Consider the following 20,640-nt stretch of genomic DNA (forward strand, 5'->3'; position numbering starts at 1 on the left):
GCTAGTCCCGTGGCGCCAGCGGGCTGCGGTCTTCGTCGCGCGCCAGCAGGTAGGTGGGACGGCGCTTGACCTCGTCATAGATCCGGCCGATGTACTCGCCCAGGATGCCGATGGACATCAGCTGCACGCCCGAGAACAGCATGATGCTGGCCGCCAGCGTGGGCCAGCCGTCCAGCGGGTTGCCGAAGATCAGCGTCTCCATGGTGATCCACAGGCCGTAGAGCAGGGCCGCCAGCGAGATGATCCCGCCCACCACGCTCCACACGCGCAGCGGCAAGGTGGTGAACGAGGTCAGTCCCAGCAGGGCCAGCGAGCCCAGGCGCCGGAAATTGAAGCTGGACGCCCCGGCCGTGCGGTCGGCCGGCACGAACGGCAGGGCCGCGGCCTTGAAGCCCACCCAGGCGTACAGGCCCTTCATGAAGCGGTGGCTCTCCGGCAGGGCCTTGAGCGCGTCGGCCACGCAGCGGTCCAGCCAGCGGAAGTCGCCGGCATTGGGCGGGATCTTCACCAGGTTGCCGGCATTCATGAGCCGGTAGAACAGATTGGTGCCCACGCGCTTGGCGCCGCTTTCGGCGCCCCGGTCGGCGATCACGCCATAGACCATGTCGTAGCCGGACTGCCACAGCTCGCACATCTGGGGCAGCATCTCCAGCGGATGCTGGAAGTCGGCGTCGATCAGCACAACGGCGTTGCCGCGCGCATGGTCTATGCCGGCCGACAGCGCCGCCTCCTTGCCGAAGTTGCGCGACAGCGCCAGATAGCGCACGGGCAGTTCCTGGGCCATGCGCAGCGCGATCTCGTGCGTGGCGTCACGGCTGCCGTCGTTGACGACGATCAGCTCGTAGTCGGGCGTCAGCGTGCGCACCGTCGCGTCCAGGGCGCGCAGGAACGCCTCCAGGTTGCCCTCTTCATTGTGGGCTGGCACCACGCAGCTCAGCCGCAGCGGGGGGCGCGGCAGCATCCCCTTGGGAGCGGCCGGAGCAATGTCAGCATGCAATTCGGTCATAGGCCAGCATTGTCAGCGGGCTGGCTGCCCGCGCGCGGCAACACGTCAAAAACCGCATAGGCATAGGGACTGGGCCGAGGAAAACGCCAGCCCGAGCGTTGCACCGTGAGCACACGCGCCTCCTGCGGCAGGCCCAGCTTCGCCAGCCAGGCCTGCGCCTGCTGCTCGCAGTCGCGCGATTTCGCGGTCGGGCCGGGCTCGCTGGCCACCGGGCCGCGCGGGCACAGCAGCAGCCCGGGCTGCTGGCGCCAGTCCGGCAGCGCCAGCACGCGCGCATATTCGCTGTCGGGCAGGCCGGGAATGGTGCGCAGATGCGGCTGGGCATAGAAAGACAGCATGGCGTTTTCCGCCCAGTCGCCGCCCACCCACTGCAGCGGCTGCTGCGGGTGGCGCTGGTTCCAGGACAGCACGATGGCCTGCGCCGCATCGGCCGCGGGGCGGTAGTAGTCGGAGCTGCTCTTGCGCGCATTGCCCCAACCCGCGGCCACGCCAATCACCAGCACCACGGCCATGCTCGGCCACCAGGCGCAGCGCAGCGCGGCCAGGGCGGCCTGCGTCACGGCGGGCGCCTCGGCGTCCAGGTTGCGCAGCCACAGCAGCACGAAGGCATAGCCGATGGGAATGGCCCAGGGCGTGGACAGCTCCACCACGCCGGTGGCGCCAAAGCCCAGCGTCGCAAGCCAGGGCATGAGGGCCAGCCAGAACAGCGTGTCGCCGCGCCCCTGCCAGCACCAGCTGCGGCGCAGGAAACGCGCACTCCAGCGCAGCCAGCCGCCGCCTTGCTGGCGGGCCTGCATGAAGCCATACACCAGGCACACGGCCAGCCAGGCCGGCAGCCAGTAGAAGATGGGCGCCAGCGCAAAGCGCAGCACATAGCCCCACACCACCTGCCCGCCGCCCTGGTCCATGGCATAGCCCAGCGTCACCCACTGGTGGTGGGCAATCCAGGCCACATGCGGCGCCAGCGCCAGGCCAAAGGCTGCCAGCGCCACGTAGGGCCGGGGTGTGAGCAGCCACTGGCGCCCTTCACGCACCAGGAAGATGGGCAGCAGGAAACCGGCCAGGAACACGCCGCTGTAGTACTTGCTGAGCATGCAGGCGGCCGAGACCACGCCCAGCGCCACGCTGAAGGCCACGCCGCGCGCGCCCTTTTCCTGCCAGCTGGCCAGCAGCAGGGCCGCCGCCCAGGGCCACAGGGACAGCAGCTGGCTGTTGGCGTTGAACTTGCCGGCCAGCGTCGTATACGGAAAGCACCACAGCAACAGGGCCGCGCCCAGCGGCGCCAGGCGCGCCAGCCCCAGGCGCCTGCCCAGCACGTAGACGCCCCAGATGCCCACGCCCACATTGGCATAGGACAGCAGGCGATAAAAGCCGTCGTTCTGCGGGAACACCATGAACCACAGGCCGACCACCCAGGCGAAGAACGGCGGATGCTTGTGCGTGCCCAGCTGCAGCGGCTGGGCCCAGGCATAGTTCTCCAGCATGTCGTGGTAGCCGTCCAGATTGCCATTGGCCAGCCAGGACACCAGGGCCCAGAGCAGGCAGGCCAGCGTCACCATCCAGAGCAGGGCCGCGCCCGTGGGAACGCCTGCCGGGGCAGAGGGGGAGGATTTCATGCGATCCCGTCGAGGTGGTGAAAAAACATGGGCGGGATTGTAGTGAGCACCAGCATGCCCGTGCGCCCCGGGCCTGCCGCTCAGGTGTGCCCGGGCCTGCTCAGGTCATCAGCGCCACGGCGCCCGAGAAGCTCAGGAAGGCCAGCACCGTGGACACCAGGATGATGCGGGCCACGCGCCCGCCGTGCGCCCCGAAGCGCTCGGTCAGAAGCGAGACATTGCTGGCGCTGGGCAGCGCAGCCAGCAGCACCAGCGCCACAAAGGCCTCTTCACCGAGCGGCAGGCCCAGCGCCATGGCCGCGCGGGCCATGGCCCAGACCAGCAGCGGGTGGACCAGCAGCTTGGCCAGCGCAATGGGCACGTAGTCGCGCGCAGCCACGCGCTCGTGGCTGTTCATCTGCGAGCGCGCCAGCACGGCGCCAATGGTGAACAGCGCCACGGGCGATGCCGCGCCCGCCAGCATGGCCACGGTGCGGTCGATGGGGCCGGGCAGCGTCCAGCCTGCCGCCGAGGCCACGCCACCCAGCACGATGGCCCAGGGCATGGGATTGGCGGCCATGCCGGCAAACGCCCTGCGCAGCGCCACGGACACGCCATGCCCGCCCGGCAGCCCCAGGCGCGACAGCGCAATGCACAGCGAAGTGGTCACCACCATGTCGATGGCCATGGTGACGATGACCGGGCCCGCCGCACGCTCGCCCAGCAGCGCCACCAGCATGGGCACGCCCATGAAGCCGGTATTGGGGAAGGCCGCCACCAGCGCGCCAAAGGCTGCATCGTTCCAGCCCACGCGCCGCACGGTCAGCGCCACGGTGGCGCCCACCATCAGCAGCGCGCACAGCAGGTAGACCACGGTGACGCCCACATCCAGCAGCTGGGCAATAGGCGTCTGCGCGCCAAAGCGGAACAGCATGCAGGGCAGCGCGAAATACAGCACGAAGGCGTTGAGCCCCGGTATCGCCGCCTGCGGCAGCACGCCACGCCAGGTGGCCGCAAAGCCGCAGGCCACAAGCGCGAAGAAGGGGAAGGTGATCAGCAGGACGGACAGCACGCGGCGATTCTGGCAGCAAGCCGGTGCCGCTGCCGCGCGCCCGTGTCACCGCGCGGACGCCGGACGAAAAAAAACCTGCCGGAATCCGCATCCGGCAGGTCGGGCGTGAGCGCAACAAGCGCGTGCGCTTACAGCGCCAGGTCCTTCTCGACGTCCTGCACCTTGCGGCGGGCCAGCGCCAGATTGGAGCGGCTCTTGTCCAGCACCAGGTAGAAGAACACGCCTTCATGGGCGGCCACGGGCCGGATGATGTGGTACTGGTGCGTCAGGGTGATCAGGATGTCGTCGATGGCGTCATCGAGCTTGAGCATGCGCATGGTCTTGAGCTTGGCGCGCACCACCTCCGTGTTGCCGGCAGCGGCCAGCTCCATGTCGAGGCCGGAGCCCACGCTGCCCATGAGCATGCCGCTGGTGCTGTCCACCAGGGCCGCGCACAGGGCGCCATCGATGCCCAGCAGGCCGTTCAGAGAATCATGTATCGAAGCCATATGCCACCTTTTCAAATAGCAAGGGCAGGCTGTGCGATGGACCACCGCGCCCGCTCCTCGGGGGAAGAAAACCAAACTTCTGCAGCGGATGCCGCGGATCAGGAACGGGACAGTTCGGAGGCCACTTCGCCCGCCGCCCACAGCGCGCGGCCCAGCAGGGCGCTTTGATCGACCACCATGCACAGGATGGCCGGCTGGTTGCCGGCCACGGCCTGGAAGAGGACGGTGCCCAGCTCGGTCTCGAAGGTCAGCCGCCGGCAGGACTTGTGGCCTATCTCGGTGGCCACGGCCCTGGCCATGGCCATGAGCGAGCCCGCCATGGCCGACAGGCGCTCCGTCGGCAGTTCGCTCCTGACCCGCAGGGAGGTGATCTCGAAGCCGTCAGGCGTGCACAGCAAGGCGATGTGCACGCCCTCCAGGGGCGCCACCACGCGGTGGAGCACATCGCTGCCAGCTTCGATCAGAGAGGGAGGAATCCGGGGAAGCGTTGGTGTCTTCATACCTGACTTTGCAAGGAAAGCAAGGAAACGAGCACCCCCAGCGCATCCAGCAACTGCTGCCGGTCACGGGGGTCCGCCTGGATGACAGGCACTATACCGTGACCTCTGTCCGCCAAGGCGCTGCTGAATGCTTCCTGCTGTTGCTCGCTGGCATCACGGCAACTGACCACCACCACCAGGGGCCCGGATTCCAGGGAGGCGATCTCGGCCAGGCACTGTGCCGCGTAGTCCGGTGCGCGGGCGTCGCAGACATCCACCATCAGCAGCACGCCCACCGAGGCATTGAGCACCCAGCGGCGCACGAAGTCGAAGCGTTCCTGCCCCGGGCTGCCCACCAGCTGCAGCCGCTCTCCACCGCCCAGGTCGATCTCGCCGAACTCGGCACCCACCGTGGTGAACTCCTTGGAATGGGAGGCCCGGTCCAGATTGGGCACATCCGCCGCCGCCATCAACGCGCCGCACAGGCTGCGCAGCGCCGTGGTCTTGCCTATGCCCATGGGGCCCACCAGGCTCACCCGTACCAACCCGGCAGCAGGCTGCGCGTTCATCCACAGGCTCATGCCACTCCTCCGCGCCGGATCCATCCGGCCAGCTTTTGCACCCACTGGCGCGGCAGGCCGGCCACCGCGTCGGGCGCCTGTGCGCGGCTGCGGCGCAGCGGCGGGAGATCGTCTTCGCGCGCGGGCCGCAGGCTGCACTCCAGCAGGCTGCGCAGCCGGGGATGGCGCAGCAGTTCGGCCACGGCGCGAGCCTGCATGCCGCTGTGCTCGCACAGCAGGGCCACCTCCATGGGGCCACGGCACAGCATGGCCAGGGCACGCAGACATTCGGAGTTGTTCCACGGCGCGGGCAGCGCCACCCAGGCCTTGAGCTGGAAGCGGTAGCGGCAGTCCACGCCCTGCTGCTGCAGATCGTCCAGCGCCCGCGCCAGCGTATGCGACGTCGCCACCTGCTGGCGCACCGTCCAGTCCATGAGGAAGACGGCCGCCCGGTCCAGCATGTCGATCAGGTCGGACAGCGTGAAATTCATGTCCAGATAGGTGGCCAGTCGCTGCTGCGTGCGCTCCAGGTGCTGTCCCTGGGGCACTCCACCCACGTAGACCACGCAGGGCATCCACCCTGCAGCCTCGGGCGCGGGCATGTTGCCATCGACGACCAGCACCTGGGCGCTGACCAGGGGCACCTGCCGCCAGCCGCGCAGCGACTTGCGGGACGCCACGGCGAACAATGCCTCGAAACGCTGCTTGAGCAGAGGAGACCACAGCTCGGCAGCCAGGCCGATCTCGTCTGTAGTGCGAGCCATCTTTGACACCTCACCGGATAGGAACTGAAATGGACAAACCAGATTCGCCCGTGACAGAACATCGGCGAAGACTGATATTTTGGATAGTTTTTACACATTACTCACTTGATTTAATGTGAACTTTTCTATTTAGACCAACGCCGCCACAGTACGGACCAGAGTGGCCGCGAGATTTGTCGCCGAATTCCAAGGGTGCTTACACATGGCCTGATAGCCTCGATCCCCGAAGCGGTATGCTCCCGCTTCCCTCACTTTCACGCCTTTCCCCGCGCAACGCACCCATGTCCGCAGGACTCAATCTGGCCCAGCTCCAGGCCGTCCACTACACCGAAGGCCCCTGCCTGGTCCTGGCCGGCGCGGGCTCGGGCAAGACACGCGTGATCACGCACAAGATCGGGCGCCTGATCGAGATGGGCATGGCGCCGCGCCGCATCGCGGCCATCACCTTCACCAACAAGGCCGCAGCCGAAATGCGCGAGCGCGCGGCCGGCCTCATCGGCCGCCAGGCCAAGGACGTGCTGGTGTGCACCTTCCACGCCCTGGGCGTGCGCATGGTGCGCGAGGACGGCCATGTGCTGGGCCTCAAGCCCCAGTTCAGCATCCTGGACGCCGACGACGTGACGGGCATCCTCAAGGACTGCTCGGGCGGCACCACCGACCTGGCGACGGCGCGCCAGTGGCAGTGGACCATCAGCAACTGGAAGAACGCCGGCTGGGACAGCCGCAAGGCCCTGGCCATGGCCCAGGACGACAACGAGCGCAGCACGGCGCTGATCATGCAGCGCTACGAAGAGCGCCTGACCGCCTACCAGAGCGTGGATTTCGACGACCTGATCGGCATGCCCATGCGCCTGCTCAAGAACCACATCGAGGTGCGCGAGAAATGGCAGCGCCTGCTGGGCCATGTGCTGGTGGACGAATACCAGGACACCAACGCCACGCAGTACGAGCTGCTCAAGATGCTGGTGGGCAGCCGCGCCCACTTCACCGCCGTGGGCGACGACGACCAGAGCATCTACGGCTGGCGCGGCGCCACGCTGGACAACCTCAAGAAGCTGCCGGTGGAGTTCCCGCAGCTCAAGGTGATCAAGCTGGAGCAGAACTACCGCTCCACCTCGGCCATCCTGCGCGCGGCCAACAACGTCATCCAGCCCAACCCCAAGCTCTATCCGAAGACGCTGTTCTCGGAGCTGGGCGAGGGCGAGCCCGTGCGCATCGTGGACTGCGACACCGAGGAGCACGAGGCCGAGCGCGCCGTCGCCCGCATCCAGAGCCTGCGCGCGGCCAGCAACCCGCCGCCGGACTGGAAGGATTTCGCCATCCTCTACCGAGCAAACCACCAGGCCAAGCCCTTCGAGAAGGCCTTGCGCAAGGCCAGCATTCCCTACAAGGTCTCGGGCGGCACCAGCTTCTTCGACCGCGCCGAGATCAAGGACCTGTGCGCCTGGTTCCGGCTGTGGATCAACAACGACGACGACCCCGCCTTCCTGCGCGCCATCGGCACGCCCAGGCGCGGCATAGGCCACACCACGCTGGGCAAGCTGGGCGAGTTTTCCTCGCAGCACAAGCTCAGCATGTTCGGCGCCCTGTTCGCGCACATGCTGGAAGCGGCCCTGCCCAAGAAGGCGCATGACAGCCTGCTGGAGTTCGGCCGCTACATCAACGACCTCGAATACCGCGCCCGCCACACGCTGGGCGCCGAGCAGTCGCGCGGCTTCATGCTCGACTGGCTCAAGGAGATCGGCTACGAGCAGTACCTCTACGACAGCGAGGACAGCGAATCGGTCGCCGCCGCGCGCTGGAGCAACGTGCTGGAGTTCTGCGACTGGATGGCCCAGCGCGCCGGCGGCCAGATCGAGGACGCGGCGGGCACGACCACGCACACCGAGGTCAAGAGCCTGCTGGAAGTGGCACGCAACATCGCCCTGCTGTCCACCATCAGCGAGCGCGAGAAGGAGCAGGACATGGTCATCCTGTCCACCCTGCATGCCTCCAAGGGCCTGGAATGGCCGCATGTGATGCTGGTCGGCGTGACCGAGGGCATGCTGCCCTTCAAGCTCGACGACGACAACGGCCGCCAGCAGAAGGTCAGCGACGAAACCGCCCAGCGCCTGCAGGAAGAGCGCCGCCTCATGTACGTGGGCATCACGCGCGCCCGGCGCTCGCTGGCCGTGAGCTGGACCAAGCGCCGCAAGAAGGGGCGCGAGATGGTCTCCACCCTGCCCAGCCGCTTCATCAAGGAAATGGGCCTGGACGCCGCCACCTCGCGCGAGGACCCGCGCGAGAAGCTGCGCCAGCTGCGCGCCGAGTTCGCCCTCAAGGCGCAGCAGTCCACGCCCGCCGACTCCTGATTCCAGAAAGACACCGCATGCGTTTTTACCGCCCCGTTCTCAGCCTGGCGCTGGTGGCCGTGACCACCGCCTGCTCCAGCACGGACCTGCAGACCACCACCCGGCCCACCCTCCAGGCCGCGCCCAAGGCCGCCCGCGCTGCCACCGCCCTGCCACACGCCCCATGCCCCGGCGACGAGGAGATGAAGGACAGCCAGCTGCAGGGCGAATGGACGGGAACCGTCGAAGGCCAGTCCCAGCCCGTGCGCCTGCAGTTGGGGCCGCACCCCCAGTGGAAGGGCAACGTCAAGGGCACGATTGCGCGCGGCACAGACACCCGCCCCATGGTCGGCGACGTGGCCGATGACCACATCACGCTGGAAGAAAGCGCCGACGGCAAGCGCATCACCGCCACCTGGCTGGGCGATGTCGTCGAAGGCAGCTGCGCCCGCGAGATCCGCGGCAACTTCATCGAAGGCGACGATGCGGCGCCCCGGCCCTTCGTGCTGCGCAAGCTCGCGCCGTGACCGGCCCCCGAGCCTGCACACGAGCCCCCTGCCCCCTCTTCACGCATTACCCCTTACTCTTCGCTCCTTCCATCACCGGACCCAAGCCATGACGACTCCTACACACCTGGATCGCCGCAAGCGCCCAAGCCGCACGCCGACACCCCTGCAGTGGGCCCTGGCCATGGGACTGGGCGCCACGCCCTGGCTCGGCGCCCAGGCGCAGACCGCGCCCCGCCCCCTGGCCGAGGACGCCTGGCGCCAGTGCGCCGCCACCACGGACAACCAGTCTCGCCTGGCCTGCTTCGACACCTGGGCCCAGCAGCAGCAACCGCTGACCGCGCCGCCGGCCACCGGCTGGAGTGCCCCGGCCGCCAGCGCCGCAGCCGATCCTGGCGCCCTGCCCACGCCCGCCCCCGTGGTGACGGCCGACAGCGGCCAGGGCCTGGCGCTGCCCACCACCCCCACCAACGGCGGCTGCCGCGACCCGCGCTACAGCGAGCTGTCGCGCTACTTCGAGCTGGAACCGGGCAGCGACTGCGGCACCTTCAGCTTCCGCGGCTACCGGCCCATGTCCGTGTCCGTGGTGACGGCCGACCATGTCAACCGGCAGCCCACCACGCCCGGCAAGGACCCTGCGCAGTCGCAGCCCTACAAGACCGAGGAAATGCGCGTGCAGCTGTCCGTGCGCACCAAGGTCGCCCAGGGCCTGCTGACCAGCAGCACCTCGGCGGGCAAGGACTCGCTGTGGGTCGGCTACACCCAGCAGTCGTACTGGCAGCTGTTCAGCCCCGCCATCTCGCGGCCCTTCCGCAACACGGACCACGAGCCCGAGATCTTCTACGTCTACCCCACCGATGCCCGGCTGCCCTTCGGCTGGCGCTGGCGCTACAGCGGCGTGGGCCTGGTGCACCAGTCCAACGGCCAGAGCGATCCGCTGTCGCGCAGCTGGAACCGCTGGTATCTGATGACCGGCTTCGAGTTGGACAACCGCTGGCAGCTGCACGCCAAGGCCTGGCAGCGCATCCGCGAAAGCGCCGAGCACGACGACAACCCGCGCATCCAGGACTACATAGGCCGGGGCGAGGTGAAACTGGGCTGGAACGTCAATGCGCAGAACTATCTGGGCTTCACTGCGCGCGGCTCGCTGGGCCAGGGCCGTGGCTCCGGCCGCGTCGAATGGCTGCGCACCCTAGGCGAAGGATGGAACGGTGGCAAGAGCAATTTGCGCCTGCATGTCCAGCTTTTCAGCGGATACGGTGACAGCCTGATCGATTACAACTACAAGCGCACCGTGCTCAGCGTGGGCTTCAGTCTTCTGGACTTCTAGAAGACCGGCCCTCGCCGGGTACGCTTTGCCGCTTGCTCTTCGCGGGGAAGCCCCGTCCCGCTGGCTGCATTGCCAGCGGCCGGGGCCATGCGTCAGAATGCGCCGATGCCCCGGGCCTTTTCAGGCAGGCCCGGAACCCGCCCCAGAACGAACCGCGGAGGTCCGCCATGGATTTGCAATACCAGCTCAAGGCCGGCAGTTACTGCCTGTACGACATGCGCGAGACGCCCAGTGCCATCACGGGCGAGCGCCGCTGCCGGCTCAGGACCGAGCTGGTGGCCATTGCCTTCGACCTGGTCACGGGCCAGGTCCATGAGCATGGCTCGCCCACGCGCATCCATGCCTGGGCCCTTTGCACGCGCAGGCGGCTGCGCGCGGCCGGCGACTGGGACCAGGCCGACAGCATCGTCGTGGTCTCCGGACCCCTGCCGGTGGATGAGATCAACAAATGCCTGGGCATACGCGGCTACTGCCGCCGCATGTTCCAGCGCCTGGCCAGCCTGCCGCACGGCAAGCTGCAACCCCACGCGCATGCGCACGCTCATGGTGCCTACGGAGCTTACGGCGCCCATGCAGGCCGGCACCAGTCCCACCAGGGCCAGCAACGGCGGGCCGCCTGAAAGCCCGCGCGCACCCGGCCCCCCCCTCACTCGGGACCCAGGTCCTCTTCCCCTTCTTCATCGTGCGGCTCGGCATGCTTGACGATGGTCACAGGCAGCCGGCTGTTGCGTGCCACCTCGCGCGAGACCGAGCCGATCAGCACGCGCCGCAGGCCGCCCTGGCCCAGTGCGCCGATGATGATCTGCTCGCAGCCCGTGCTCTCGGCAATGTCGGCCAGCGCGGCGGCGGGCTCGCCCAGGCCGATCTCCACCTCGTAGGAAATGCCGGCCGCCCGCACCAGGGCCACGGCCGGCGCCACCAAGTGCATGCCGGCGTCCACGCTAGCGGCGGCAATCATGTCCGAGTCCTGCGTGGCCAGCTCGAACAGCGAGGCTTCCTGCTGCACATGGGCCAGCACGAAATGCGCCTGCAGGCCCTGGCGCACCAGGGAGATGGCGTGGTGCACGGCATCCAGCGAGGGCTCGGACCCATCGACGGCAATCATGATCTTCAGCATGCGGACCTCCTTTTTTGTAGCTGGCGAATCGCAACCACCCCAGTGTAGACGCGGGCCGGCTATGCCAGACGGGCTCCGGGGACAGTCGCGGAGCGTCCGACACGCACATGCGGCCATCTGGGACAATGGAGGGCTATGCTGCAATTCGACCTGCTCAAGACCGATCCCTCCAGCCACGCGCGCCGCGGCCAGCTCACGCTCAACCACGGCGTGGTGCAGACACCCATCTTCATGCCCGTGGGCACCTATGGCACCGTCAAGGGCGTGATGCCGCGCAGCCTGCAGGAGATGGGCGCGCAGATCATCCTGGGCAACACCTTCCACCTGTGGATGCGCCCGGGGCTGGACATCATGCAGAGCTTCGGCGGCCTGCACGGCTTCGAGAAGTGGGACAAGCCCATCCTCACCGACTCGGGCGGATTCCAGGTCTGGAGCCTGGGCGCCATGCGCAAGATCACCGAGGAAGGCGTGCACTTCGCCAGCCCGGTCAACGGCGACAAGCTGTTCATGTCGCCCGAAGTCAGCATGCAGATCCAGACCGTGCTGAACTCTGACATCGTCATGCAGCTGGACGAATGCACGCCCTACGAGACCAACGGCCACAAGACCACCGAGGCCGAGGCGCGCAAGAGCATGGAGATGAGCCGCCGCTGGGCCAAGCGCTCCAGCGACGAGTTCCAGCGCCTGGGCAACCCCAATGCGCTGTTCGGCATCGTGCAGGGCGGCATGTACGAGAACCTGCGCGAGGAATCGCTGCAGGCCCTGGTCGAGATGGACTTCCCCGGCTACGCCGTGGGCGGCGTCTCGGTGGGCGAGCCCAAGGACGAGATGCTGGCCATCATGGCCCACACGCCCCACCGCCTGCCGGCCCACAAGCCGCGCTACCTGATGGGCGTGGGCACGCCCGAGGACCTGGTGCAGGGCGTGGCCGACGGCGTGGACATGTTCGACTGCGTCATGCCCACGCGCAATGCGCGCAACGGCACCATCTTCACGCGCTATGGCGACCTGAAGATCCGCAACGCACGCCACAAGACCGACCACCAGCCGCTGGACCCCAGCTGCACCTGCCATGCCTGCGCAGGCACCAGCGGCGTGAGCTGGGAGCAAGGCGGGCGCGACGGCTTCTCGCGCGCCTACCTGCACCACCTGGACCGTTGCGGCGAGATGCTGGGCCCCATGCTCACCACCATCCACAACCTGCACTACTACCTGAACCTGATGCAGGAAGTGCGCAATGCGCTGGAGGCGGGCAACTTCACTGAAATGCGCGCACGCTTCAAGGCCGAGCGCGCCCGGGGCGTCTGACGCCCCCCAGCCGATTGCTCGAGTCGCTCAGGTCACTCAGGTCACTCAGGTCACTCAGGTCACTCAGGTCACTCAGGTCACTCAGGTCACTCAGGTCGCCAGGTCCTTGAGCGACCAGGACACGCCGGTCTCGAAGCCGGCGCGCATCTCGTCGGCCACGCGCTCCAGCTCGTCCAGAAACAGCCTCATGGCGGCTGCCTTGGTGTAGCCGATGCGCTGGTACAGGCAGCCGGGCAACTGCGCGCCGGCGTCATGCAGGGGCCGCCAGAGCAGGCGGCCGGCCGCCACATCCTCGGCCACGTTGTCGGGCACCAGGAATCCCAGGGCCGTGCTGCCGGCCACCAGGCGCCGCACCATGGGCACGGAGCTGGTCTCCACCAGCGGCCGCTGCTGGTGCAGGGCCGCGCTGTCCATCTGCTCCAGCATGCTGCGCAGCTCCATGCCCGGCGCCATCAGGATCAGCGGATAGTCCACGCAATCGCGCAGGCGCAGCAGGCGCGGCTCGGTGGCCAGCGGATGGCCGGGGGCCATCACCGCGCCCAGCGGCTGGGGCCAGGCGCGCACCTCCTGCACGCCGGGCGGCGGCGGGCGGCGCAGGCAATAGGCCACATCGATCTCTCCCTGCGCAACGCCGCGCAGCAATTCCTCGCCCGTGCCCGAACGCACGCTGAAGGTAATGCCCGGATAGCGCCCGTGCAGGCTGGCGATCACCAGGGGCAGCAGGTACTCGGCCGTGGCATGGGACACGCCCACGCGCACATGGCCCCGGCGCAGGGCGCGCAGGTCCTCCACCTGGGCCAGCGCGTTGTCGAAGTCACGCTGGCTGCGCCGCACGGCCGCCAGCATCAGCTCCCCGGCCGTTGTCAGCTGCATGCCGCGCGGCAGGCGGTCGAACAGCGGCACGCCGACCTGGGCCTCCAGATTGAGGATTTGCTGGTTCACGGCGGCCGCCGTCAGGTGCAGCGTGACGGCGGCCTTGCGCACCGAGCCACGGCGCGCCACCTCGTCAAAACAGCGAAAGGCCTGGGAGATTGCGGGCATGGCGCGGAGTGTAAATTTTTATCTGACACCTCATCCAAAACAAACAGCTATTCCTGACGCTTGCGACTGCCTAGAGTGGCGCTCATTCCCGGCCTCCTTTGAAAGCAGCCCATGGCAAGCACCGTAGACCAAGTCACCCAGCGCCGCCGCGGCGTCGGACTCATCGCCCACGACCCCGCCCTCTCGGCCGGCGGCTACACCCTGATCGCGCCGCAGACGGCCGACGGCCATGTCTACCTGGTGGACATCGAAGGCCGCGTGGCCCATGAATGGAAGCTGCCCGTGCGCGCGGGCCGGCACGCCGTGATCCAGCCCAACGGCAACCTGGGCTACAACGGCAACCACCCCCGCTCGCCCGATCGCTATGCGCCGTGGTCCATGTGGCATGGCGGCGATTTCTACGAGGTCACGCCGCAGGGCGAGATCGTCTGGCGCCACGAGGACCCGGACCACCACCATGACGCGCAGTGGCTGCCCAACGGCCATCTGCTCTATGCCGCCTGCGCGCCCGTGCCTGCGGGCTTTGCCGAGCGCGTGCCCGGCGGCACCGCGCATGGGCCCGGCGAGGTGATGTACGGCGACGTGATCCGCGAAGTGGACCGCAGCGGCCGCCTGGTCTGGGAGTGGAAGGCCTGGGAGCATCTGGCGCCCCAGGACTTCCCCATCCACCCGGGCTTCGGCCGCTACCACTGGCCGCTGGTCAACGGGCTGGGCGTGAGGGCCGACGGCAGCGTGCTCATGAGCCTGCGCACCACCTCCGGCATCATTGCCGTGGACAAGGCCAGCGGCGCGGTGACGCTGCACATTCCACCCTCGGTGGTCTCGCACCAGCATGCGCCCGTGGCGCTGGACAACGGCCACATCCTGGCCTTCGACAACGGCAACTTCCGCGAAGGCGCCCATGTGGCCTTCTCGCGCGTGGTGGAGATCGATCCTGCCGACCACCGCCTGGTCTGGAGCTACCAGGACGAGATGGTCAACGCCTTCTACACCGCCTTCATGGGCAATGCCCAGCGCCTGTGGAACGGCAACACCCACATCACCGAATCGGCCACGGGCCGGCTCTTCGAGGTCACGCCTGCGGGGGAGGTGGTCTGGGAATACATCCTGCCCTGGTTCGCCGAGTACCCCGATGCCGCAGCACGCCGCACCGGCCCCGGACGGCTCAACAGCGTGTTCCAGACCTGGCGCTACCACGCGGACCAGTTGCCCTGGCTGGGCGCCGCCGGGAGGCTGTCATGAGCCTCAACCGCAGGCAACTGGCGGCCTGGATGCTGGGCGCGCCCTGGCTGTCACCGGCAGCCCGTGCGTCCACGGCTGGGGCCGACGCCTGGCCCAGCCAGCCGCTGACCGTGGTCGTGCCCTTTTCGCCGGGCGGCAGCGTGGACGTGGCCGCGCGCCTGGTCATGCCGCGCCTGGCGGAGCGGCTGCGCCAGCCCGTGGTCATAGAAAACACCGTGGGCGCCTCGGGCACCATCGCCACCCAGCGGGTGATCAAGGCCAGGCCGGACGGTCATACCGCGCTGTTCGGCGTGGCCAGCTGCGTGCTCATTGCACCTCTGGTGTCGCCAGAGCGCTTCCGGTATGACGGCCTCAGGGAACTGCTGCCCGTGGCGCCCGTGGCCTCTTCGGCCTTCGTGCTGGCAGGCCGCCCCGACCTGCCGGCCACCACGGCGGCCGAGCTCGTGCAGCTGTCGCGCCAGCAGCCGGGCCGGCTGACCGTGGGCACCGATGGCGTGGGCACCAGCCTGCACCTGACCGCAGAAATGCTCCAGCAGCAGGCCGGCCTGTCATGGACGCATGTGCCCTACAAATCCGGCCCGCAGGCGCTGACCGAGCTGGCGGGCGGGCAGATCGACCTGGCCGTGCTGCCCGTGGCCCTGGTCCAGTCCTTCGTGCGCGAAGGCAAGCTGCGCGGCCTGGGCGTGACCTCGCGCCTGCGCGCCGCCACCTTGCCGCAGACTCCCAGCCTGCAGGAAACGCCGGTCTGGCAGTCCTTTGATGTCGAGGCCTGGCAGGGCCTGCTGCTGCCGGCCCGCACCGACGCCCGCATTGCCGAGCGCCTGGCCCGGGAAACCGCAGCCGTGCTGGCCGAGCCGGATCTGGTGCGCAAGCTCGCCGACGCCGGCTTCAAGCCCATGGCCATGGAGCAAGCCCAGTTCATTGCCCACCTGGAGCGGGAGAGAAAGCTGCTGGAGGCCACGGTGCACGCCGCCCGCCTGCAAGGCACAGGCTGACCCGGCCAGGCCCGGCCCGGCCAGGCGCTGCTTGCGGTGCTACTGCAGGGCGCCGGGCGAGACAAACAAGAGGTCGGCCATCTGCACCAGGGTCCGGCCCCGGGTCAACGGGTAGGAGGGCGAAGGAGACAACGCGCGCGGCTGCAGCCGGAAAAAGGCCTTGCCGCCACAGCGCTGGCCCAGCATCTCGAACTCGGCGCCTTCCAGGCGGCAGTCCACCTGCAGGCCCGGTGCGGGCTCATGGGCGATGCCAGACAGCTGCGACAGGCGCTGCAGCGCATCGGGCTCGGGCAGCACGGTGGTTTCGGCACTGCCATCGACATGCTGGACATGCACGGGCCGGCCAGCCAGGACCTTGAGCGGATACACCAGTTCCAGGCCTGCCCGCCCGGCGCGCAGGCCCCGCTGCAGGCCGCCGTCGACATCCCCCTGGGCACGCGCCCAGCACGTGAAGCTCAGTCCGCGCGCCGAACCCACGATGCGCACGCGCCAGGCCAGGCTCAGCTCCTCGCAGTCCACCACCGTTTCGTAGAAGGCCTCAAAGCGGCCGGCCCGCTCGCGCAGGCTCAGTTCGCCCGCGCCATGCACACAGCGGTCACCTTGTCCGTCGCGCGCCACAAAGGCCATGGAGCGCAGGATGTCGACGCCGCCATAGCGGACATTGCGCAGGCCGCCGTCGGCCAGTTCGGCGCGGAGCGGGCCGGCCTGCAACTGGCGGGGGCCAGACTGCAGATGCCTATCCCAGCCTTGCGCAGACACCACGATGCCAGCGCCCTCGGGCCCGTTGCCGGCGATTTCAGCGAACCATTGGTTCATATTTGCACCCTTGTCCATTCCGAGCATGGATGCCGATGCTATGGACGATCGGTGCGCATGAATAACGATGTTTTCTGTCACCCGTCGTGAGCTGCACTCACAAGCGGTCAGGCATTCCGGCATCAGTCCGGGGGGCCGGGGCGCCGCTCAAGGCCTGCGGGGCCTGCTGCGGCTCCAGCACGGTGCAGTTGCGCCCCTGGGCCTTGCCACGGTAAAGCGCCGCATCGGCGCGCGCAATGGTCGCCTCCACCGACTCGCCCGCGCGGTACTGCGCGGCGCCCAGCGTGCAGGTGACGCGGGCGCCCTCGCCCAGAGTCTGCGTCCACGGGGCTTCGGCAATGCGCAGCCGCAGGCGCTCCAGCAGCTCGCTGGCCTGGGCCAGGTCGGTGTCGGGCAGCACCAGCAGGAACTCCTCACCGCCATAGCGGCCCACGCCATCGGTACTGCGCAGCTGCGACTTCAGCAGCGTTCCGAAGGCGCGCAGCACGCGGTCGCCGCCCTCATGGCCAAAGCTGTCGTTGATGCGCTTGAAGTGGTCTATGTCCAGCAGCGCCACACACAGCACCGTGCCGCGGTCGTGGGCGGCGGTGCGCACCTCGTGCAGCCGCTCGATCACGCCCCGGCGGTTGCTGATGCCGGTCAGGTCGTCATGGCGCAGCAGGGCCTCGATCTGCGCCAGCGCCGTGGCCAGCTTGTCATTGGCGATGCCCAGCCGGTACTGCATGCTGCGAAAGAAGGTGGCCTGCACGCTGCAGCGCACCACGGCACCGAGCACCACTCCGAAGGCCAGCAACTGGCCTGCAGCCGTGTCCGTGGTCATGCGCATCAGCGGCCCCCGCCAGAGAATGATGGCCGCCACGGCGATGAGCGTGCCGATCCAGGTCAGCCAGAAGCTCGTGCGGCTGCGCGCCAGGAAACCGTCGGCGCTGAAGGCGATCAGCATCACCATGGACTGGAACGCCAGCGCAGGGGCTGCCATGACCATGCCCAGCACGCCGATGATGGACACCAGCTGGTGCGTGAGGAACATGCCGGGATCGCGCAGCCTGTGACACCAGTCGCTGGCATAGGCCCAGGTGATGAAGCCCATGCCCGCCGCCACCCACAGTCCATAGCCCAGCACCACGGCCCAGGGCGCATAGCCGGCCCAGGCATGGCCCAGAAACAGCAGCAGCGCATAGATATGGCTGACCAGCACGGAGATGTGCAGTTGCCAGGTGCGGCGCTTCCAGCGCTCCAGGTGCAGCGCCTCGTCCACCAACGGCGACGCCGGCTTCGGCCCCCACAGGAGACGGTCCGGGAAATTCCGAGAAATGGAGGAAAGCACGGGCATGCGAAGAAGCGCGGCGGGCCGGCGGCCCTCATGGGCGCCCATTGTGACCGCATCCGGGAAATCCCGGGGATTGCATCCTTCTCGCCTAGGAGGTACGTGGCGGCCGCACGTCCTCGGCCACCACGATCTGGTTGCGCCCGCAGGCGCGGCCATGCGCGAGGGCCGCTTCGGCACGCTGCACCAGCCGCTCCGAGGTTTCGCCCGCCTGGAACTCCGCCACGGCCAGGGTCAGGGTCAGCGGGTCCTTGTCGGGGTCGGGGATGGGCTTTTCGCTCCAGTGCTGCTGGCGCACGCCCTCGCGCACGCGCTGCAGCGCCCAGACGGCCTGGACGGAGGCGGTATCCGGCATCACCAGCATGAAGGTGTCATCGCGGTAGCGGCCTATGCCGTCCACCGTGCGCAGGTGCGTGACCAGCAGGCCGCTGAGCATGAGCAGCACCCGCTCCTGCAGCGATGGTCCCTTGTGCGGCGGGTGCACGCCCGCACGCTCCACCCAGGGGTCCAGCTCCAGCAGCACCACGCAAAACGGTTCGGGCTTGCGCGCATGGCGCTCGCGCAGGCCATCGACGGCATCCATCAATCGCGAGTAGTTGGCCACGCCGGTCAGCGTGTCGCGCCCCGTGGGCAATTGCAGCGAGCCCACGCGGGTCTGCAGCTGCTGCACATCGTCGGCCAGCTGGCCGCAGTAGCTGGACAGCTGCGCCAGTTCCTCGGTGTACTGGCGCTGCATGCGGCTCAGTGCCTGCCACAGGGCCAGCGCATGCACGGCCAGCGGCAGCAGCACGCTGGCCAGCCACAGAATGCGCACGGCGACCGAGCCCGGTGCCATCTGCGGCATGGGCCTGGCCACCACCACGGCGCAGAGCATGGCCAGCATGGCGCACAGCAGCACGATCTGGCCTGCGGGCAGGTGCAGCGCCTGCTCGCGCTCGCCATCCCAGGGCAGCCAGGCGATGGCGGCCAGCCACAGCAGGGCAGAGGCCCAGGCCAGCGAGGGCTGCCAGGCCGCCAGCAGCAAGGCCATCGTGGCCTGTATCCAGCCGTGGCCGCGCAGCGTCCGGGTCAGCGGCAGGCCGGCAGCATGGCAGCGCCAGACCCAGGCCATGCCGGCCAGGGCCGACAGCGCGGCGTAGGCCGCCCAGGCTTTCCATGAAGAAGGGCCGGCCAGCACATGGCCGGCCAGCAGGGCAGCCCCCACGGCCCAGGCCGCCAGGGGAAGAAGATGGGCGGACGCGCCGGCCGGTGGGTGGGCGGGCTGCGCTGGCGTGTGTTGTGGGGGATACGGCAGCTGGCGTGACATGGCATCCTCGCTGAAGACATCTGCGCCCCGGCCGAGCGCGCAAGCCATGGTGTACCACAACCCCGCGCAGCTTCAAGGGTCTTGCCGGCTCCGGCCGACACCGCCACAGCCGCCGCCAGGGCCACTTCAGGCGGGGGTCAGGCGGGCTCAGCCAGACTCAACCCGGTGCCGGCCCGGCCTCCTGCACGGGAGGCAGGGGAGCCACGGCAGGCGCAGCAGACGTGGAAGGCAGCACGGCTCCCGGCTTCCTGCGGTTGCCATCGGCCTGGGTGCCGCAGCTGTGGCAATAGTGCACAAAGGCGCTCTTGCGGGTATTGCAGCTGCCGCAGCGGTCGAACAGGCCTATGCCGCAGTGGGGGCAGAAATCGATGGCGCCGTCCTTCAGGTCCACGGGGCGCTCGCAGCCCGGGCATACGCCCTTGGCCAGGCGGGCCAGGGCCACGTCGTAGCCCAGTTCCTGGCGCCGCTGCGTCTCGGGCAGTGACTCCTGCTGCTTTTGCCGCTCCAGGTAGCGGTTCAGGCCCAGAATGGCCGCGCGCCCCAGCAGCACCGTCACCACGATGCCGACCACATAGCGCACGTAGCCGCCGTAGTCGGGCAGGTAGGGCACGAGTTCGACGAAGAAGGCGAACAGCGCAAAGAAGATGAAGCCCCAGACAAAGGGCCACCAGGTACTCTTGCGCTGTTTGGCGAACAGCCAGCCGGCCACCAGCAGCAGGGGCAGGGTCAACGCCAGGCGGTAGAGGAAGACGCGCAGCTCGATGGCGCGCATCTCCTTGCGCCAGGCCTCCATGGCACCGTCGCGCAGACCGTCCCACTGGCGGTTGGCGGCGTCCAGGCGCTGGCGTGCCTGCAGGCTGGCGTCCTGCAGCCGCTCCACGGCAGCGCGTGCGGTGTTCTCTTCCTGCTTGATGGCATCCAGCGCCTGGGTGCGCGACAGCAGCTCGCTGTCCTGCTCGGGCCGGGCCGTGGCGCGGCGCGTGGCCACCCAGTTGTCGAAGGTCTCGCGCGCCGAGCGGTAGCGCGCCTGCGTGGCCTGGTACTTGAGGCGCGCGTTCTGCAGCGCCGTCTCCGCCTTGTCGTGATCGGCATCGGCGGCCTTGATCTCGGCCTTGACGGGCTCGGCCGCAGCGGGCGCGATGAAGTCCTCCACCGTGCGCGGCGACTCGACCTGGGGCAGATCCCCCACCACCAGGCCGCCCAGGCCGATGAGGAAGGACGCGAACACCACCGCCACCAGCCACAGGCCTCGGCGGAACCATTTTTCGGGCAGACGCAGGGCCTTGCTCATGGGGAAACTCCTGTTTCAGTGTCCTGCGGCCGAGGAAGACCGCAGGCGGAGGAAAAGCCGGCCTGGC

Annotated in this window: 20 protein-coding genes; 7 read left to right on the plus strand and 13 right to left on the minus strand. The window is 68.7% G+C overall.

Annotated features, from left to right (window positions below; all coding sequences use genetic code 11):
* Position 1 precedes the first annotated feature (1 nt).
* From A4F85_RS21375 to A4F85_RS21405, 7 genes are all read right to left on the minus strand, one after another.
* Complete coding sequence (locus A4F85_RS21375) at positions 2-1,006, minus strand: glycosyltransferase family 2 protein (protein ID WP_012202493.1); 1,005 nt, start codon at positions 1,004-1,006, stop codon at positions 2-4.
* A complete protein-coding gene (locus A4F85_RS21380) occupies positions 1,003-2,622 on the minus strand; it encodes a glycosyltransferase family 39 protein (RefSeq protein ID WP_063327659.1) in 1,620 nt (539 codons plus the stop codon). Before A4F85_RS21380 ends, A4F85_RS21375 begins: the two co-directional genes overlap by 4 nt.
* A gap of 100 nt (positions 2,623-2,722) precedes the next feature.
* Positions 2,723-3,673, minus strand: coding sequence for an AEC family transporter (locus A4F85_RS21385; protein WP_063327660.1), 951 nt, complete (start codon positions 3,671-3,673; stop codon positions 2,723-2,725).
* A 128-nt stretch (positions 3,674-3,801) separates the two neighbouring features.
* On the minus strand, positions 3,802-4,161 hold the full coding sequence (locus A4F85_RS21390; RefSeq protein ID WP_012202490.1) for a hypothetical protein: 360 nt from the start codon (positions 4,159-4,161) through the stop codon (positions 3,802-3,804).
* A 98-nt stretch (positions 4,162-4,259) separates the two neighbouring features.
* Positions 4,260-4,661: a roadblock/LC7 domain-containing protein gene (locus A4F85_RS21395; RefSeq protein ID WP_012202489.1), complete on the minus strand. Its 402-nt coding sequence runs from the start codon at positions 4,659-4,661 to the stop codon at positions 4,260-4,262.
* Complete coding sequence (locus A4F85_RS21400) at positions 4,658-5,221, minus strand: GTP-binding protein (protein ID WP_013800311.1); 564 nt, start codon at positions 5,219-5,221, stop codon at positions 4,658-4,660. The genes A4F85_RS21395 and A4F85_RS21400 overlap by 4 nt, the downstream gene beginning before the upstream one ends.
* Positions 5,218-5,964, minus strand: a complete 747-nt coding sequence (locus tag A4F85_RS21405; protein WP_063327661.1) for a hypothetical protein — start codon at positions 5,962-5,964, stop codon at positions 5,218-5,220. Before A4F85_RS21405 ends, A4F85_RS21400 begins: the two co-directional genes overlap by 4 nt.
* A gap of 281 nt (positions 5,965-6,245) precedes the next feature.
* On the opposite strand from A4F85_RS21405, the gene A4F85_RS21410 reads away from it, so the two are divergent.
* The 4 genes from A4F85_RS21410 to A4F85_RS21425 all read left to right on the plus strand — a co-directional run bounded on the left by A4F85_RS21410 (position 6,246) and on the right by A4F85_RS21425 (position 10,750).
* Positions 6,246-8,315 (plus strand): ATP-dependent helicase, encoded by a 2,070-nt coding sequence (locus A4F85_RS21410; RefSeq protein ID WP_043780446.1) that lies wholly within the window; start codon positions 6,246-6,248, stop codon positions 8,313-8,315.
* Between the two features lie 17 nt (positions 8,316-8,332).
* The gene (locus A4F85_RS21415) at positions 8,333-8,821 is read left to right on the plus strand and encodes a hypothetical protein (protein WP_063327662.1); all 489 of its coding nucleotides are present in this window, start codon (positions 8,333-8,335) and stop codon (positions 8,819-8,821) included.
* Positions 8,822-8,909: 88 nt separating this feature from the next.
* Positions 8,910-10,130, plus strand: a complete 1,221-nt coding sequence (locus A4F85_RS21420; RefSeq protein ID WP_063327663.1) for a phospholipase A — start codon at positions 8,910-8,912, stop codon at positions 10,128-10,130.
* A gap of 167 nt (positions 10,131-10,297) precedes the next feature.
* Positions 10,298-10,750 (plus strand): hypothetical protein, encoded by a 453-nt coding sequence (locus tag A4F85_RS21425; RefSeq protein ID WP_012202483.1) that lies wholly within the window; start codon positions 10,298-10,300, stop codon positions 10,748-10,750.
* Between the two features lie 26 nt (positions 10,751-10,776).
* Here A4F85_RS21425 and A4F85_RS21430 read toward each other — a convergent pair whose 3' ends face one another.
* Positions 10,777-11,247, minus strand: a complete 471-nt coding sequence (locus A4F85_RS21430) for a universal stress protein (protein ID WP_034397960.1) — start codon at positions 11,245-11,247, stop codon at positions 10,777-10,779.
* A 135-nt stretch (positions 11,248-11,382) separates the two neighbouring features.
* Here A4F85_RS21430 and tgt point away from each other — a divergent pair, with 135 nt between their 5' ends.
* Positions 11,383-12,555, plus strand: a complete 1,173-nt coding sequence (tgt, locus tag A4F85_RS21435; protein ID WP_012202481.1) for a tRNA guanosine(34) transglycosylase Tgt — start codon at positions 11,383-11,385, stop codon at positions 12,553-12,555.
* A 90-nt stretch (positions 12,556-12,645) separates the two neighbouring features.
* Here tgt and A4F85_RS21440 read toward each other — a convergent pair whose 3' ends face one another.
* A complete protein-coding gene (locus tag A4F85_RS21440; protein ID WP_012202480.1) occupies positions 12,646-13,596 on the minus strand; it encodes a LysR family transcriptional regulator in 951 nt (316 codons plus the stop codon).
* A 111-nt stretch (positions 13,597-13,707) separates the two neighbouring features.
* Here A4F85_RS21440 and A4F85_RS21445 point away from each other — a divergent pair, with 111 nt between their 5' ends.
* Positions 13,708-14,838: an aryl-sulfate sulfotransferase gene (locus A4F85_RS21445; RefSeq protein ID WP_063327664.1), complete on the plus strand. Its 1,131-nt coding sequence runs from the start codon at positions 13,708-13,710 to the stop codon at positions 14,836-14,838.
* Positions 14,835-15,833, plus strand: coding sequence for a Bug family tripartite tricarboxylate transporter substrate binding protein (locus A4F85_RS21450; protein WP_013800305.1), 999 nt, complete (start codon positions 14,835-14,837; stop codon positions 15,831-15,833). The genes A4F85_RS21445 and A4F85_RS21450 overlap by 4 nt, the downstream gene beginning before the upstream one ends.
* 39 nt (positions 15,834-15,872) lie before the next feature.
* Here A4F85_RS21450 and A4F85_RS21455 read toward each other — a convergent pair whose 3' ends face one another.
* From A4F85_RS21455 to A4F85_RS21470, 4 genes are all read right to left on the minus strand, one after another.
* Positions 15,873-16,649 (minus strand): hypothetical protein, encoded by a 777-nt coding sequence (locus A4F85_RS21455; RefSeq protein ID WP_231890588.1) that lies wholly within the window; start codon positions 16,647-16,649, stop codon positions 15,873-15,875.
* Between the two features lie 97 nt (positions 16,650-16,746).
* A complete protein-coding gene (locus A4F85_RS21460) occupies positions 16,747-17,907 on the minus strand; it encodes a GGDEF domain-containing protein (RefSeq protein WP_231890589.1) in 1,161 nt (386 codons plus the stop codon).
* Between the two features lie 160 nt (positions 17,908-18,067).
* Complete coding sequence (locus A4F85_RS21465; RefSeq protein WP_034399116.1) at positions 18,068-19,282, minus strand: GGDEF domain-containing protein; 1,215 nt, start codon at positions 19,280-19,282, stop codon at positions 18,068-18,070.
* Between the two features lie 157 nt (positions 19,283-19,439).
* Positions 19,440-20,573, minus strand: a complete 1,134-nt coding sequence (locus tag A4F85_RS21470) for a zinc ribbon domain-containing protein (protein WP_063327667.1) — start codon at positions 20,571-20,573, stop codon at positions 19,440-19,442.
* Positions 20,574-20,640 lie beyond the last annotated feature (67 nt).

The organism is Delftia sp. GW456-R20 (assembly GCF_001622915.1).
Taxonomy (GTDB): Bacteria; Pseudomonadota; Gammaproteobacteria; order Burkholderiales; family Burkholderiaceae_C; genus Comamonas; species Comamonas acidovorans.